Source organism: Pseudomonas sp. C9D1 (assembly GCF_056491235.1).
Genome location: NZ_JBSZIE010000002.1, coordinates 2,137,808 through 2,151,824, shown reverse-complemented (window position 1 = coordinate 2,151,824; position 14,017 = coordinate 2,137,808). Strand labels below are relative to the sequence as shown.

Here is a 14,017-nt window from a genome sequence, read left to right as displayed (position 1 = left end):
ATTGCTGAGTTGATAGGAGTGGCTTATGTCGGCACGTCTCGTAACTGCGTTGGCCCGCGCCTGCGGCGCGGGTGTTCTGTCCCTCGGTCTGTTGCTGCCCATGGCGGCCCGGGCCGACGACGCGGTGACCCTGACTCTGTACAACGGGCAGCACGAAGCGACCGGCAAGGCCGTCGCCGAGGCCTTCACCAAAGCGACCGGCATCCAGGTGCGCATCCGCAAGGGTGGCGGTGGCCAGTTGGCCAACCAGATCGCCGAGGAAGGCGAGCGCTCGCCCGCCGACATCATCTACACCGAAGAAGCGCCGCCGCTGATCAAGCTGGCCGGCCAGGGCATGTTGGCCAAGGTGGATGACAGCTCCCTCAAGCAGGTCGAGCCGCAGTTCGCCGACCCCGCCGGCAACTGGATCGGCGTCACCTCGCGTGTGCGCGTGCTCGCCTACAACCCCGAGGAGCTGGGCGACCAGGCCCTGCCGCAAAGCGTGCTCGATGTGGCCGACCCGGAATGGAGCGGCAAGATCGCCTTCGTGCCCAGCAGCGGTGAGTTCCTTGGCCAGGTGGCCGCCATCATCAAGCTGGAAGGCCGCGAGAAGGCCGAGGAATGGCTGACCGGCCTCAAGGCCTTCGGCTCCACCTACACCAACAACGTCATCGCCATGAAGGCAGTGGAGAACGGTGAAGTCGCCGCCGCGCTGATCAACAGCTACTACTGGATGGCGCTGAAGAAAGAGAAGGGCGAGCTGAAGAGCAAGCTGCACTACTTCGCCGACGGCGATGCCGGCGGCCTGGCCAGCGTCTCCGGCGTGGCGGTGGTGAAAGCCAGCAAGCACCCGAAGGAGGCCCAGCAGTTCGTCGCCTTCATGCTCAGCGAAGAGGGCCAGAAGGCCATCCTCAGCCAGTCCGCCGAATACCCGGTGAACCAGAAGGTGTCGGCCGACCCGCTGCTCAAGCCCTATGACCAACTGCGCCCGCCCAAGCTCACCGCCGCCGACATCGGCCTGGCGGAGGACGCCCTGGAGCTGGAGCGTGAGGTCGGGCTGAACTGATGCAAGCCGAAGTCCTGGACCCGGCCCTGGCGGCCTCGGCATCGAAACCCCTCGGCCGTCGTCGCCGCTCCCCGCCCATCTGGCTGCAGGTGCCGGTCCTGGCATTGTTGCTGGTCGCTGCACTGCCGTTGTTCTATGTCGCCGTGCGCAGCTGGGAATCCGGCTGGCACACCGCCTGGCAGCTGCTGTGGCGCCCCTTCGTGTTCCACCTGCTGGCCAACACCATGAAGCTGATGGTGCTGGTGACCGCCGGTTGCGTACTGCTCGGCCTGGCCCTGGCCTGGTGCGTGGAGCGCAGCGACCTGCGCTGGCGCCGCCAGTGGAACGTGCTGCTGTGCCTGCCCTTTGCGATTCCGGCCTTCGTGGCCGGTTTCTCGTGGATCTCCATCAGCCCGGTGTTCGAGGGCCTCGGCGGCACGGCGCTGGTGATGATCCTGTCCAAATACCCGCTGATCTACCTGCCGGTGGTGGCCACGCTGCGCAACCTCGACCCGGCGCTGGAAGAGTCCGCGCGCATGCTCGGCTACACCCGGCGCCAGGTGTTCTGGCGGGTGACCCTGCCGCTGCTGCGGCCGACCCTGATGGGCACCGGGCTGCTGGTGGCGCTGCACATGCTGGTGGAATTCGGCGCGCCGTCGATCATGCGCTACCAGACCTTCACCACCGCCATCTACCAGCAGTTCGAACTGGAATTCAGCAACGCCAACGCGGCGATGCTTTCGGCGCTGCTGCTGGCCCTGTGCATGTTGATGATGGGCATGGAACTGCGCCTGCGCGGGCGCGGCTTCGCCCGTACCGGGCAAGGCGTGGCGCGACGCACCGCGCCGGTGCGCCTGGGCCTGTGGAACTGGCCGATCCAGGTGCTGCTGGTGGCGCTGGTGGTGATCGGCTCGGGCACGCCGCTGGCCATGCTCGGCTTCTGGATCCACGAAGGCAGTTCGGCGGCCTTCCCGCTGATGGACATCCTGCGCACCCTGGGTTCGTCGCTCTACCTGTCCTTCGGTGGTGCGCTGATCAGCTGCCTGCTGGCGTTGCCGGTGGGGCTGGTGGTGGTGCGCTACCACGGGCGCCTGGCGCGTCTGGCCGAACGCCTGCCCTACCTGTTGCACGCGTTGCCGGGGCTGGTGATCGCCCTGTCCCTGGTGTTCTTCGCCCTGGGTTATGCGCCGGCGCTGTACCAGACCACGTTGCTGTTGCTGGTGGCCTACGCGCTGCTGTTCATGCCCATGGCCCAGTCGCCCATCCGCGTGGCGCTGGAGAAGGCCTCGCCGCAGCTGGAGGAGGCCGCGCGTACGCTCGGGCAGACGTCGTTCAAGGCCTTCCTGCGGGTGACGCTGCCGATCATCTTCCCGGCCATCGGCGCCGGTTTCGTGCTGGTGTTCCTCGACTGCATGAAGGAGCTGACGGCCACCCTGATCCTCGGCCCCACCGGGCTGGATACGCTGGCCACCGCCGTCTGGTCGCACACCGCCAACCTGGAGTACGCCGCTGCTGCGCCCTATGCCGCGTTGATCGTGCTGGTGTCCGGGCTGCCGGTGTACCTGCTCACCACCCGCGCCTACCTGGGCCGCAACCGCTAGGCGGCTGTGGCATCTGGCCACGGCCCGGCGCTGCCCTGATGCGCAGGGGCTGTGCCAGAATGTGCCACCCGTGAGCCGGCCCATGCAGGCCGGCCCTTTCTGTCGCCGCAGAGCGACAACGCACCGCCTGATGGCCCCGCGAAGCATTACTCACAGGAGCCTGGATTCCGTGTCATTCACCCGCAGACAGATTCTCGGTGGCCTGGTCGGCCTCGGCGTGGTCGGCCTGGGCGCCGGCGGCACCCGCTACTGGCTGGGCCGCAACCTCGATGCCAAGACCCACGACTACGAACTGATCGCCGCCCCGCTGGACCTGGAGCTGGTCTCCGGCCACGTCACCCCGGCCTGGGCCTATGGCGGCCAGGCGCCGGGCGTGGAGCTGCGTTCACGCCAGGGCGACTGGCTGCGCGTGCGCTTCATCAACAAGCTCGACGAGCCCACCACCATCCACTGGCACGGCATCCGCCTGCCCCTGGAGATGGACGGCGTGCCCTATGTCTCGCAGCTGCCGGTGCTGCCGGGCGAATACTTCGACTACCGCTTCCGCACCGATGACGCCGGCAGCTTCTGGTACCACCCGCACCTGTCCAGCGCCGAGCAGTTGGGGCGCGGCCTGGTCGGCCCGCTGATCGTCGAAGAGCGCGAGCCCAGCGGCTTCCGCCACGAGCGCGTGCTCAGCCTGAAGACCTGGCACGTGGACGAGGAAGGCGCCTTCACCCAGTTCAGCGTGCCCCGCGAGGCGGCCCGCGAAGGCACCCGGGGTCGCCTGACCACCATCAACGGCACGCCGGCGCCGACCCTCGAACTGCCCGCCGGGCAGGTGGTGCGCCTGCGCCTGCTCAACCTCGACAGCACCATCACCTACCGGCTGAACATGCCGGGTGCGGAGGTGCGCATCTATTCGCTGGACGGCCACCCGGTGGCGCCGCGCGACCTGGGCAAGGAGTACTGGCTCGGCCCGGGCATGCGTATCGAACTGGCGCTCAAGGTGCCGGCCGCCGGCCAGGAACTGCCGCTGCGCAACGGACCGCTGCGCCTGGCGACCCTGAAAAGCATCGCCACCGAGGAGGCTGCCGGTGACTGGCCGCCCGCGCTGCCGGCCAACCCGGTGCCGGAGCCGGACCTGGAAAAGGCCGAGACCCTCAGCTTCAAGTTCGAGTGGGCGGCGACCCTGACCAGCGCCGCTGGCCGGCCGAGCAACTACTGGCAGATCAACGGCAAGGCCTGGGACATCCAGGACAAGACCTGCGCCGACCGCCCCATCGCCACATTGAAGAAGGGCGGCCACTACATCTTCGAGCTGCGCAACATGGCCCAGTACCTGCACCCGATCCACCTGCACGGCATGGCTTTCAAGGTGATCGGCTCGGACCGCAAGGCCATCATTCCCTACTTCACCGACACCTACCTGCTGGGCAAGAACGAGACCGCGCGCATCGCCCTGGTGGCCGATAACCCCGGCGTGTGGATGTTCCACTGCCACGTCATCGACCACATGGAGACCGGCCTGATGGCCGCGATCGAGGTGGCCTGAGATGCGCCAGCCGATGATCGTCGACCGCAGCCGTGACGAGGACTTCATGCGTGAAGCCCTGGCGCTCGCCGCCGAGGGCGCCGCCCTGGGCGAGGTGCCGGTCGGCGCGGTGCTGGTGCAGGACGGTCAGGTGATCGGGCGCGGCTTCAATTGCCCGATCTCCCGTCACGACCCCAGCGCCCACGCCGAGATGGTCGCCATCCGCGATGCGGCGCTGGCGGTGGAAAACTATCGGCTGGTGGGCAGCACCCTCTACGTGACCCTGGAGCCCTGCAGCATGTGCGCCGGGCTCATCGTCCATTCGCGTGTGGCGCGGGTGGTCTACGGCGCCACCGAGCCCAAGGCGGGGGTGGCGATCAGCCGTGGGCAGTTCTTCACCCAGGACTTCCTCAACCACCGGGTGCTGGTGGAGGGGGGTGTATTGGCGGGGGAGTGCGGAGCGATCCTCAGCGAATTCTTCAAGATGCGGCGTTCGCTGAAGGGCTGAGGGCGCCGGTATCCGCTAGCTGCTTTCAGGCGCTCAGAGACTCAGAGCGGCGGGGTGTCTTCGCTGGGCTTGCGCTTGTCGATACCCGGGACGTGCAGGTTGCTTTCGGCCACCTGCGAGCCTTCCATCTGCGGCTGGGTCACCCAGGTGAGGATGTCGTAGTAGCGGCGGATGTTCTGCACGAAGTGCACGGTCTCGCCACCGCGGGCATAGCCGTAGCGGGTCTTGCGGTACCACTGCTTCTGCGACAGGCGCGGCAGCATCTGCTTCACGTCCAGCCACTTGTTCGGGTTCAGGCCTTCGGCCTCGGCCAGCTTGCGCGCGTCCCCCAGGTGGGCGATGCCGATGTTGTAGGCGGCCAGGGCGAACCAGGTGCGATCCGGCTCCAGCAGCTCATCGGCCAGCCCCTGCTTGATCATGCCGAAGTACTTGCTGCCGCCGACGATGCTCTGCTTGGGGTCCAGGCGGTTGGCCACGCCCATGGCCTTGGCGGTGTCCTGGGTCAGCATCATCAGGCCGCGCACGCCGGTCTTGGAGGTGGCGGTGGGCTGCCAGAGGGACTCCTGGTAGCCGATGGCGGCCAGCAGGCGCCAGTCCACCTGATTGTCCTGGGAGGCCTGGCGGAAGTGCTGTTCGTATTTGGGCAGGCGCTGCTGCAGGTGCTTGGCGAAGGTGTAGGCGCCGACGTAGCCGAGTACGTCGACATGGCCGTAGTAGCGATCCTTGAGGCGCTGCAGGGTGCCGTTTTCCTTGGCCTTGTCGAGGAAGCCGTTGACCTCGTTGAGCAGGCTGTCGTCCTCGCCGGGGGCGACCGCCCAGGCCAGGTTGCTGGCATCGCCCAGGTCGAAGGCGACGCGCACATTGGGGAAGTACACCTGGTTCATCGCCAGTTCGTTGGAGTCCACCAGGGTCAGGTCGATCTGCCCTTCATCGACCATGCGCAGCAGGTCGACGATCTCCACTTCGTCGGATTCCTCGTACTTCAGCTCCGGGTACTGCACCTTCAGCGCGGCCAGCTGCTCGGCGTGGCTGCTGCCCTTGAGCACCAGGATGCGCTGGCCGACCAGGTCTTCCGGGCGGGTGGGGCGACGTTCGCCATTGCGGTAGATGACCTGCGGCGTGACTTCCAGGTACGGATGGGAGAAGCGCGACTCGTGCTGGCGTGCGTCGCTGGCCACCAGGCCGGCGGCGGCGAGCACCGGGCCGTTGGCCTGGCCGAGACGGGCGAAGAGGTCGTCGAGGTTGTCGGCGGTCTCGATCTGCAGCTCGACGCCCAGGTCGTCGGCGAAGCGTTTCACCAGCTCGTACTCGAAGCCGGTTTCGCCATTGCGGTCCTGGAAGTAGGTGGCCGGGCTGTTACGGGTGACCACGCGTAGAACACCCTCCTCCTGAATGCGCTCGAGGGTGGACGGCTGTTTACAGCCTCCGAGCAGCAGGAGGATTCCGGTCGCCAATAGCCAGACGGCACGACGCTTGCGGAACACGGGTGGGGTGAACATCGGCGCAGTATACGCAAACCCCGATCCTTGCCATATCTCGACAGTGGAAATCTTCTCTGCTAGCCGCAGGCCCCCGGGGGAGGGCGTTTGCGGCCGGCGGGCGCTTGCCCTGCCGCTCCTCGGATGGCCGCTTCGAGCGCGACGGCACGGGTGCCGGAATCAGGCGCTTTGCGCTAGAATGCACGGCCTCTAAGCACACCCCTTCCCAGAGGCTGTCCAGAAGATGTTGATCCTGCGCGGTGCCCCCGCCCTTTCCGCTTTTCGCCACGGCAAACTGCTCGAGCAACTGACCCAGAAGGTTCCCGCCGTCACCGGTCTGTATGCCGAGTTCACCCACTTTGCCGAAGTCACCGGCGTGCTCACCGCCGACGAGGAAAAGGTCCTGGCGCGTCTGCTCAAGTACGGGCCCAGCGTCCCGGTGCAGGAGCCTGCGGGCCGCCTGTTCCTGGTCCTGCCGCGCTTCGGCACCATCTCGCCCTGGTCGAGCAAGGCCACCGACATCGCCCGTAACTGCGGCCTGGCCAAGATCGAGCGCATCGAGCGCGGCATCGCCTACTACGTGGCCGGCCAGTTCTCCGATGCCGAGGCGCAGCTGATCGCCAGCGCCCTGCACGACCGCATGACCCAGCTGGTGCTGGGCGCCCTGGAAGAAGCTTCCGGCCTGTTCAGCCACGCGCAGCCCAAGGCGCTGACCGTGGTCGACATCCTCGGCGGTGGCCGCGACGCACTGGCCCGCGCCAACGTTGAGCTGGGCCTGGCCCTGGCCGAAGACGAGATCGACTACCTGGTGAAGAGCTTCAACGAGATGGGGCGCAACCCCCACGACGTCGAGCTGATGATGTTCGCCCAGGCCAACTCCGAGCATTGCCGCCACAAGATCTTCAACGCCAGCTGGGATATCGACGGCCAGGCGCAAGAGAAGAGCCTGTTCGGCATGATCAAGAACACCTACGAGATGAACAGCGAAGGCGTGCTGTCCGCCTACAAGGACAACGCGTCGGTCATCGAGGGCTTCACCGCCGGCCGCTTCTTCCCCAACCCGGGTACCCGCCAGTACGGCGCGACCGAGGAAGCGGTGCACATCCTGATGAAGGTGGAAACCCACAACCACCCGACCGCCATCGCGCCCTTCCCCGGCGCCTCCACCGGCTCCGGTGGCGAGATCCGCGACGAAGGCGCTACCGGTCGTGGCGCCAAGCCCAAGGCCGGCCTGACCGGCTTCACCGTTTCCAACCTGCAGATCCCCGGTTTCGAGCAGCCCTGGGAGAAGCCCTACGGCAAGCCCGAGCGCATCGTCACCGCGCTGGACATCATGATCGAAGGCCCTTTGGGCGGCGCCGCGTTCAACAACGAATTCGGCCGCCCCGCGCTGAACGGCTACTTCCGTACCTTCGAGCAGGCCATCGACACCCCCCACGGCGAAGAAGTACGCGGCTACCACAAGCCGATCATGCTCGCCGGCGGCATGGGTAACATCCGCGCCGAGCACGTGCAGAAGGGCGAGATTTCCGTTGGCGCCAAGCTGATCGTCCTCGGTGGCCCGGCCATGCTCATCGGCCTGGGCGGCGGCGCTGCTTCCTCCATGGCCACCGGCTCCAGCTCCGCCGACCTGGACTTCGCTTCCGTACAGCGCGACAACCCCGAGATGGAGCGTCGCTGCCAGGAAGTGATCGACCGCTGCTGGCAGCTGGGCGCCGAGAACCCCATCAAGTTCATCCACGACGTGGGTGCCGGCGGCATCTCCAACGCCCTGCCGGAACTGATCAACGACGGTGGCCGCGGCGGCCGTTTCGAACTGCGCGCCGTGCCCAACGACGAGCCGGGCATGAGCCCGCTGGAAATCTGGTGCAACGAATCCCAGGAACGCTACGTGATGTCGGTGGACGCCGCCGACTTCGAGCGTTTCAAGGCCATCTGCGAACGCGAGCGCTGCCCCTTCGCGGTGGTCGGCGAGGCCATCGAGGAGCCGCACCTGACCGTCGCCGACAGCCACTTCGGCAACAAGCCGGTGGACATGCCGCTCAACGTCCTGCTCGGCAAGCCGCCGCGCATGCACCGCAGCGTCAGCCGCGAAGCCGAGCAGGGCGATGACTTCAACGCCGCCAGCGTCGACATCGCCGATGCCGTGAGCCGTGTGCTGCGTCACCCGGCCGTGGCCAGCAAGAGCTTCCTGATCACCATTGGCGACCGCACTATCACCGGCCTGGTCGCCCGCGACCAGATGGTCGGCCCGTGGCAGGTTCCGGTGGCCGACTGCGCCGTCACCGCCACCAGCTTCGACGTCTACACCGGCGAGGCGATGGCCATGGGCGAGCGCACTCCGCTGGCCCTGCTGGACGCCCCGGCCTCGGGCCGCATGGCGGTCGGCGAGACCGTCACCAACCTGGCCTGTGCCAGCATCGAGAAGATTTCCGATATCCGCCTGTCCGCCAACTGGATGGCCGCTGCCGGCCACCCGGGCGAGGACGCGCGCCTGTACGACACGGTCAAGGCCGTGGGCATGGAGCTGTGCCCGGCGCTGGGCATCACCATTCCGGTGGGCAAGGACTCCATGTCCATGAAAACCCGCTGGCAGGACGAGGGTGTGGACAAGTCCGTCACCTCGCCGCTGTCCCTGGTGATCACCGGCTTCGCCCCGGTGCAGGACATCCGCCGCACCCTCAACCCGCAACTGCGCCTGGACAAGGGCGAGACCGACCTGATCCTGGTCGACCTCGGCCGCGGCCAGAACCGCATGGGCGGCTCCATCCTCGCGCAGACCTTCGCCAAGCTCGGCCAGGCCGTGCCGGACGTCGACGACGCCGAAGACCTCAAGGCCTTCTTCGCCGTGATCCAGGGTCTGAACCAGGACGGCCTGCTGCTGGCCTACCACGACCGTTCCGACGGCGGCCTGCTGACCACCGTGCTGGAGATGGCCTTCGCCGGTCACTGCGGCCTGGACCTGCAACTGGACGCCCTGGCCGACGCCGCCGACGAGCTGCCGGCCGTGCTGTTCAACGAAGAGCTGGGTGCGGTCATCCAGGTCCAGCAGGGCGCCACGCCGGAAGTGCTGGCCCAGTTCAGCGCCGCCGGCCTGGGTGACTGCGTGGCCGTGATCGGCCAGCCGGTCAACGGTGCCGATGTCGCTATTTCCTTCAACGACGAGCCGGTGTTCGCCGGCGAGCGCCGCCTGCTGCAGCGCCAGTGGGCCGAGACCAGCTACCAGGTCCAGCGCCTGCGTGACAATGCCGCCTGCGCCGATCAGGAGTTCGACGTCCTGCTGGACGAAGACAACCCCGGCCTGTCGGTGAAGCTCAGCTTCGACGTCAACCAGGACATCGCCGCTCCTTATATAAAGAAGGGCGCGCGTCCCCAGGTCGCCGTACTGCGCGAGCAGGGCGTCAACGGCCAGGTGGAGATGGCCGCGGCCTTCGACCGTGCCGGCTTCGCCGCCATCGACGTGCACATGAGCGACATCCTCGCCGGCCGCGTCAGCCTGGAAGAGTTCAAGGGCCTGGTGGCCTGCGGTGGCTTCTCCTACGGTGACGTGCTCGGCGCCGGTGAGGGCTGGGCCAAGTCGGTCCTGTTCAACGCCCGTGCCCGTGATGGCTTCCAGGCCTTCTTCGAGCGCAAGGACAGCTTCGCCCTCGGCGTGTGCAACGGTTGCCAGATGATGTCCAACCTGCACGAGCTGATCCCCGGCAGCGAGTTCTGGCCGCACTTCGTGCGCAACCGCTCCGAGCAGTTCGAGGCCCGCGTGGCCATGGTCCAGGTGCAGGAGTCGGCGTCGATCTTCCTGCGTGGCATGGCCGGTTCGCGCATGCCCATCGCCATCGCCCACGGCGAAGGCCATGCCGAGTTCGAAAGCGAGGAAGCCCTGCTGGAAGCCGATCTGTCCGGTTGCGTGGCCATGCGCTTCGTCGACAACCACGGCAAGGTCACCGAAGGCTACCCGGCCAACCCGAACGGCTCGCCCCGTGGCATCACTGGCCTCACCAGCCGCGATGGTCGCGTGACCATCATGATGCCGCACCCGGAGCGCGTGTTCCGTGCCGTACAGAACTCCTGGCGCCCCGACGAGTGGCAGGAAGACGGCGGCTGGCTGCGCATGTTCCGCAATGCCCGCGTCTGGGTCGACTGACGACGCCGGCGAGCGCCCTCTCTCCGCAACGGGGGAGGGCGCGTCGCTACCGGAGGTGCGCCGGGTCGAGCCCGGCGCCACTCTGCTGCTGTGCCGCTGCGGGCATTCGCCCCGGCTTCCCGATTGCCCGTCCGACTGCGCGCAGGGCCTCTCGCTTCACATCGAACGCCAGCACTTGCTCATCCTCTGCCGCTGTGGCCTCTCCCGACGCCTGCCCTACTGCGATGGCAGCCACGCACCCGCCGCGCCTTCGCTGAAGGACAAGTGGCGCCGGTTCTGGCAGGGCGACTGATCGCCCAAACGGCTCGCAACCCCACCGCAAAAGCACTCCGTACGAGAGCGGCCTTATGGCCAACGGCTCTATCCCTGCGCTGAACACTTTGACCGGCGGTCAGTCGAATGCCGGTATCGTGACGCTGGTCGCGACAAAGTATTGGCGAATTGCCATCGTCCGGTGGCATCATCTGGCCACTAGCGTCCAGCCTGTAATTGCCTACGGAGTAATTGATGTACAAGCTGTGCTTCTACGTTCCGGAATCCCATCTGGAGCCGGTCAAGAAAGCGGTCTTCTCGGCGGGGGGCGGCCGCATCGGCGCCTATGACAGTTGCTGCTGGCAAAGCCTGGGGCAGGGCCAGTTCCGCCCGCTGGCCGAAGCCGATCCCTTCATCGGCCAGGCCGGCCGGGTGGAGCATGTATCCGAGTGGAAGGTGGAGATGGTGGTGGCCGACGAGCTGATCCACGATGCCGTGCGCGCCCTCAAGCAGGCCCACCCCTATGAGACGCCGGCCTATGAGGTCTGGCGCCTGTCCGACCTGGTGTTCTGACTCCGTACTGGGTTGCCGCCCGGCCTTTGTCGGGTGGGTAGAGCGCAGCGAAACCCACCGTCTTAGCGCTGTGGCTCGCCCGGCGTGTGCGGGGCATTGCCAATAAAAAAGGCGCCTCAGGGCGCCTTTTCATGTCTGCCGCTCCCCTCACATCAGGGGCGGATCTCGATCAGCGTGCCGTCCTTCACCAGGCTCCAGATCTCGCGCATGTCGGCGTTCTTCATGGCGATGCAGCCCTCGGTCCAGTCCAGGGTGTGGAAGTACCACTCGGGGTACTCCTCGTCCAGCGGGGTGCCGTGGATCATGATCATGCCGCCGGCGGGCACGCCCTTGTCACGGGCCTGCAGGGAGTCGCGAGCGTTGGGGTAGGAGATGTGCATGGCCAGGTTGTACTTGTCGCTGGTCTTGCGCCAGTCGATCCAGTAGAAGCCTTCCGGCGTGCGCTGGTCGCCCTCGCGCAGCTTCGGCCCCTTGGGCTGCTTGCCCAGGGAGATGCGGTAGCTCTTGAGGATGTTGCCGCGGTTCATGAGCAGCAGCTTGCGCTCGGACTTGACCACCAGCACCTTGTCGATGCCCTTGCCTTCGAGGCTGGGGGCGGCGCTGGCGTGGGACAGGGAGGTAAAGCAAAGGATCAAGGCAACGAGCAACCAGCGCATTTCTACAGCATCCCCAGAGTGTTCGAATTCGGCAGTACGGTCAGGCTTTCTTGTAGTAGGCCAGTAAGGGCGCCAATGGCTCGTTGCGGACCGGATAGACCTGCTCGACACGGTCGGCGAAGTAGCATTCTAAGGTACGCCCGACAGTCGGAAAAGCCAGCTCGGACCAAGGGATGTCGGCTTCGTCGAAGAGTTTCACTTCCAGGCTTTCCTCGCCGGCCGAGAAGTCCAGGTCCTCCAGTTCGGCGAGGAAGAAGGTGTACACCTGGCTGATGTGCGGCAGGTCGAACAGGGTATAGAGCTGCAGGTTGCGCACCCGCGCGCAGGCCTCCTCGGCGGTCTCGCGGGCGGCGGCCTGTTCCATGGTCTCGCCGTTCTCCATGAAGCCGGCGGGCAGGGTCCAGTAGCCCTTGCGCGGTTCGATGGCGCGGCGGCACAGGAGCACCTGCTTGCCCCAGACCGGTACGCAGCCGGCGACGATGCGTGGGTTCAGGTAGTGAATGGTGTGGCATAGCTCGCAGACATGGCGCAGGCGGTTGTCGCCTTCGGGGATGCGCTGGATCACGGGGCCGCCGCACTGGCTGCAGAACTTCATCGGGAATCCTCGGGGTCGAGGGCGCAATCTTGGCGCGGCTCGTGCCTCGACGGCAAGCGGGACGGGGGCTGCGCTTGCCTCGAACGTCGGTTCGGGGGTTGGGCGGCCTGCGGGTTCGTGCCATGATGCCCGGCAGAATAAAAGCCGAGACTGTCCATGTTGGATGACCTGCACCGCCGTGTGCGGAGCTACTCCCCGAAGACGCTGGTGACCGACCGCACGTTCCCCGAGGCGGCGGTACTGGTGCCCATCACCCGCAGCGCCGAACCCGAGCTGGTGCTCACCCTGCGCGCCAGCGGCCTGTCCACCCACGGTGGCGAGGTGGCCTTCCCCGGCGGCCGTCGTGACCCCGAGGACCGCGACCTTATCCACACCGCCCTGCGCGAGGCGGAGGAGGAGATCGGTCTGCCGCCCGGCCTGGTCGAGGTGGTCGGCCCGCTCAGCACCCTGGTCTCGCGCCATGGCATCCAGGTCACGCCCTATGTCGGCTTCGTGCCCGACTACGTGGAATACAAGGCCAACGACGGCGAGATCGATTCGGTATTCAGCGTGCCCCTGGAGTTCTTCCGCAGCGACCCCCGCGAGATGACCCACCGCATCGACTACCTCGGCCAGAGCTGGTACGTGCCGAGCTACCAGTTCGGCCAGTACAAGATCTGGGGCCTCACCGCGATCATGGTGGTGGAGCTGGTCAACCTGGTCTTCGATGCCGGCATCGAGCTGCGCGAGCCGCCGGCCACCTTCGTCAAACTCAGCTAAGCCCCGTATGTCAGGCCGTTGAAAGCGTGGACGAGGCCGACGGTACAAGGTGAAAACGGCCGAGAAAGCGCAGTTTACGCGGTGTAAATGAGCATTTTTTGGGCGTTTTCAACGCCGCAGCGGCAACGCAGTTAGTTTTTCAACCGCCTGATAGAGGAGCGCCTGATGAAATACCGCTTGGGCAACGCCCGTGTCGAAACCCATCCCGACAGCTGGATCGCCCCCGACGCGGCGGTGATCGGCAAGGTCCGCCTCGACGCTGGCGCCAGCGTCTGGTTCGGCGCCGTGCTGCGCGGCGATAACGAACTCATCCATATCGGCGAGAACAGCAATGTGCAGGACGGCACCGTCATGCACACCGACATGGGCTTCCCGCTGAACATCGGCAAGGGCGTGACCATCGGCCACAACGCCATGCTCCATGGCTGCACGGTCGGCGATTACAGCCTCATCGGCATCAACGCCGTGATCCTCAACGGCGCCAAGATCGGCAAGTACTGCATCATCGGCGCCAATGCCCTGATCCCCGAAGGCAAGGAAATTCCCGATGGCTCGCTGGTCATGGGTTCGCCCGGTAAAATAGTCCGCGAGCTGACCGAGCAGCAGAAGAAGATGCTCGAAGGCAGCGCCGCGCACTACGTGCACAACGCCCAGCGTTATGCACGGGAACTGGTCGAACAGGAAGATTGATGGAACGTGAACGCCCCGTCGTTTCGCCCTGCGTGCATGTCTGCGCGCTGGACGATGACGACATCTGCACCGGCTGCCAGCGCAGCGTCGACGAGATCACCCGCTGGGGGCGCATGGACAACGCCGAGCGCCGCGAGGTGCTGGTGCGCTGCATGGAGCGTGCGCGGGCCGGTGGCCAGTTCCTGATCCAGCCCCACTGAAGCGGCGGCACCTGCCCGCCGCCCGAG

The 14,017-nt window shown here is 66.6% G+C and carries 13 protein-coding genes; 10 read left to right on the top strand and 3 right to left on the bottom strand.

The window, feature by feature from the left end; all coding sequences use genetic code 11:
- Positions 1–25: 25 nt before the first annotated feature.
- From ACXI0U_RS18155 to tadA, 4 genes are all read left to right on the top strand, one after another.
- Entirely contained in the window at positions 26–1,045 is a 1,020-nt protein-coding gene (locus ACXI0U_RS18155) for an extracellular solute-binding protein (protein ID WP_479550640.1), read from the top strand.
- Positions 1,045–2,625, top strand: a complete 1,581-nt coding sequence (locus tag ACXI0U_RS18150) for an ABC transporter permease (RefSeq protein ID WP_021220809.1) — start codon at positions 1,045–1,047, stop codon at positions 2,623–2,625. The genes ACXI0U_RS18155 and ACXI0U_RS18150 overlap by 1 nt, the downstream gene beginning before the upstream one ends.
- Before the next feature lie 169 nt (positions 2,626–2,794).
- The gene (locus ACXI0U_RS18145) at positions 2,795–4,159 is read left to right on the top strand and encodes a multicopper oxidase family protein (RefSeq protein ID WP_479550639.1); all 1,365 of its coding nucleotides are present in this window, start codon (positions 2,795–2,797) and stop codon (positions 4,157–4,159) included.
- Between the two features lies 1 nt (position 4,160).
- Positions 4,161–4,646 carry a tRNA adenosine(34) deaminase TadA gene (gene tadA / locus ACXI0U_RS18140; protein WP_184487524.1) on the top strand — a complete coding sequence of 162 codons (486 nt, stop codon included), beginning with the start codon at positions 4,161–4,163 and terminating at the stop codon, positions 4,644–4,646.
- Between the two features lie 41 nt (positions 4,647–4,687).
- Here the strand turns inward: tadA and mltF are convergent, their stop codons facing one another.
- Complete coding sequence (gene mltF, locus ACXI0U_RS18135; protein WP_265169657.1) at positions 4,688–6,145, bottom strand: membrane-bound lytic murein transglycosylase MltF; 1,458 nt, start codon at positions 6,143–6,145, stop codon at positions 4,688–4,690.
- A gap of 223 nt (positions 6,146–6,368) precedes the next feature.
- On the opposite strand from mltF, the gene purL reads away from it, so the two are divergent.
- The 3 genes from purL (at position 6,369) to ACXI0U_RS18120 (ending at position 11,090) form a co-directional block, all read left to right on the top strand.
- Entirely contained in the window at positions 6,369–10,265 is a 3,897-nt protein-coding gene (gene purL, locus ACXI0U_RS18130) for a phosphoribosylformylglycinamidine synthase (protein WP_374978813.1), read from the top strand.
- On the top strand, positions 10,243–10,557 hold the full coding sequence (locus ACXI0U_RS18125; protein WP_479550638.1) for a CDGSH iron-sulfur domain-containing protein: 315 nt from the start codon (positions 10,243–10,245) through the stop codon (positions 10,555–10,557). Before purL ends, ACXI0U_RS18125 begins: the two co-directional genes overlap by 23 nt.
- A gap of 215 nt (positions 10,558–10,772) precedes the next feature.
- Positions 10,773–11,090, top strand: a complete 318-nt coding sequence (locus ACXI0U_RS18120; RefSeq protein WP_043240153.1) for a YqfO family protein — start codon at positions 10,773–10,775, stop codon at positions 11,088–11,090.
- A 152-nt stretch (positions 11,091–11,242) separates the two neighbouring features.
- On the opposite strand, the gene ACXI0U_RS18115 is transcribed toward ACXI0U_RS18120, so the two are convergent.
- Positions 11,243–11,746 (bottom strand): L,D-transpeptidase family protein, encoded by a 504-nt coding sequence (locus ACXI0U_RS18115; RefSeq protein WP_021220802.1) that lies wholly within the window; start codon positions 11,744–11,746, stop codon positions 11,243–11,245.
- 40 nt (positions 11,747–11,786) lie between these two features.
- A complete protein-coding gene (locus ACXI0U_RS18110; protein WP_263400097.1) occupies positions 11,787–12,341 on the bottom strand; it encodes an NUDIX hydrolase in 555 nt (184 codons plus the stop codon).
- Positions 12,342–12,497: 156 nt separating this feature from the next.
- On the opposite strand from ACXI0U_RS18110, the gene ACXI0U_RS18105 reads away from it, so the two are divergent.
- From ACXI0U_RS18105 to ACXI0U_RS18095, 3 genes are all read left to right on the top strand, one after another.
- Positions 12,498–13,100, top strand: coding sequence for a CoA pyrophosphatase (locus ACXI0U_RS18105; protein WP_479550637.1), 603 nt, complete (start codon positions 12,498–12,500; stop codon positions 13,098–13,100).
- A gap of 165 nt (positions 13,101–13,265) precedes the next feature.
- A complete protein-coding gene (locus ACXI0U_RS18100) occupies positions 13,266–13,790 on the top strand; it encodes a gamma carbonic anhydrase family protein (RefSeq protein WP_043240160.1) in 525 nt (174 codons plus the stop codon).
- On the top strand, positions 13,790–13,990 hold the full coding sequence (locus tag ACXI0U_RS18095; protein WP_479550636.1) for a DUF1289 domain-containing protein: 201 nt from the start codon (positions 13,790–13,792) through the stop codon (positions 13,988–13,990). Before ACXI0U_RS18100 ends, ACXI0U_RS18095 begins: the two co-directional genes overlap by 1 nt.
- Positions 13,991–14,017 lie beyond the last annotated feature (27 nt).

Bases quoted from the DNA above. Each gene is read 5' to 3' on its own strand.
- ACXI0U_RS18155 (WP_479550640.1), top strand. From the start codon at position 26: ATGTCGGCACGTCTCGTAACTGCGTTGGCCCGCGCCTGCGGCGCGGGT.
- ACXI0U_RS18150 (WP_021220809.1), top strand. From the start codon at position 1,045: ATGCAAGCCGAAGTCCTGGACCCGGCCCTGGCGGCCTCGGCATCGAAA.
- tadA (WP_184487524.1), top strand. From the start codon at position 4,161: ATGCGCCAGCCGATGATCGTCGACCGCAGCCGTGACGAGGACTTCATG.
- mltF (WP_265169657.1), bottom strand. From the start codon at position 6,145: ATGTTCACCCCACCCGTGTTCCGCAAGCGTCGTGCCGTCTGGCTATTG.
- purL (WP_374978813.1), top strand. From the start codon at position 6,369: ATGTTGATCCTGCGCGGTGCCCCCGCCCTTTCCGCTTTTCGCCACGGC.
- ACXI0U_RS18125 (WP_479550638.1), top strand. From the start codon at position 10,243: ATGCCCGCGTCTGGGTCGACTGACGACGCCGGCGAGCGCCCTCTCTCC.
- ACXI0U_RS18120 (WP_043240153.1), top strand. From the start codon at position 10,773: ATGTACAAGCTGTGCTTCTACGTTCCGGAATCCCATCTGGAGCCGGTC.
- ACXI0U_RS18115 (WP_021220802.1), bottom strand. From the start codon at position 11,746: ATGCGCTGGTTGCTCGTTGCCTTGATCCTTTGCTTTACCTCCCTGTCC.
- ACXI0U_RS18110 (WP_263400097.1), bottom strand. From the start codon at position 12,341: ATGAAGTTCTGCAGCCAGTGCGGCGGCCCCGTGATCCAGCGCATCCCC.
- ACXI0U_RS18105 (WP_479550637.1), top strand. From the start codon at position 12,498: ATGTTGGATGACCTGCACCGCCGTGTGCGGAGCTACTCCCCGAAGACG.
- ACXI0U_RS18100 (WP_043240160.1), top strand. From the start codon at position 13,266: ATGAAATACCGCTTGGGCAACGCCCGTGTCGAAACCCATCCCGACAGC.
- ACXI0U_RS18095 (WP_479550636.1), top strand. From the start codon at position 13,790: ATGGAACGTGAACGCCCCGTCGTTTCGCCCTGCGTGCATGTCTGCGCG.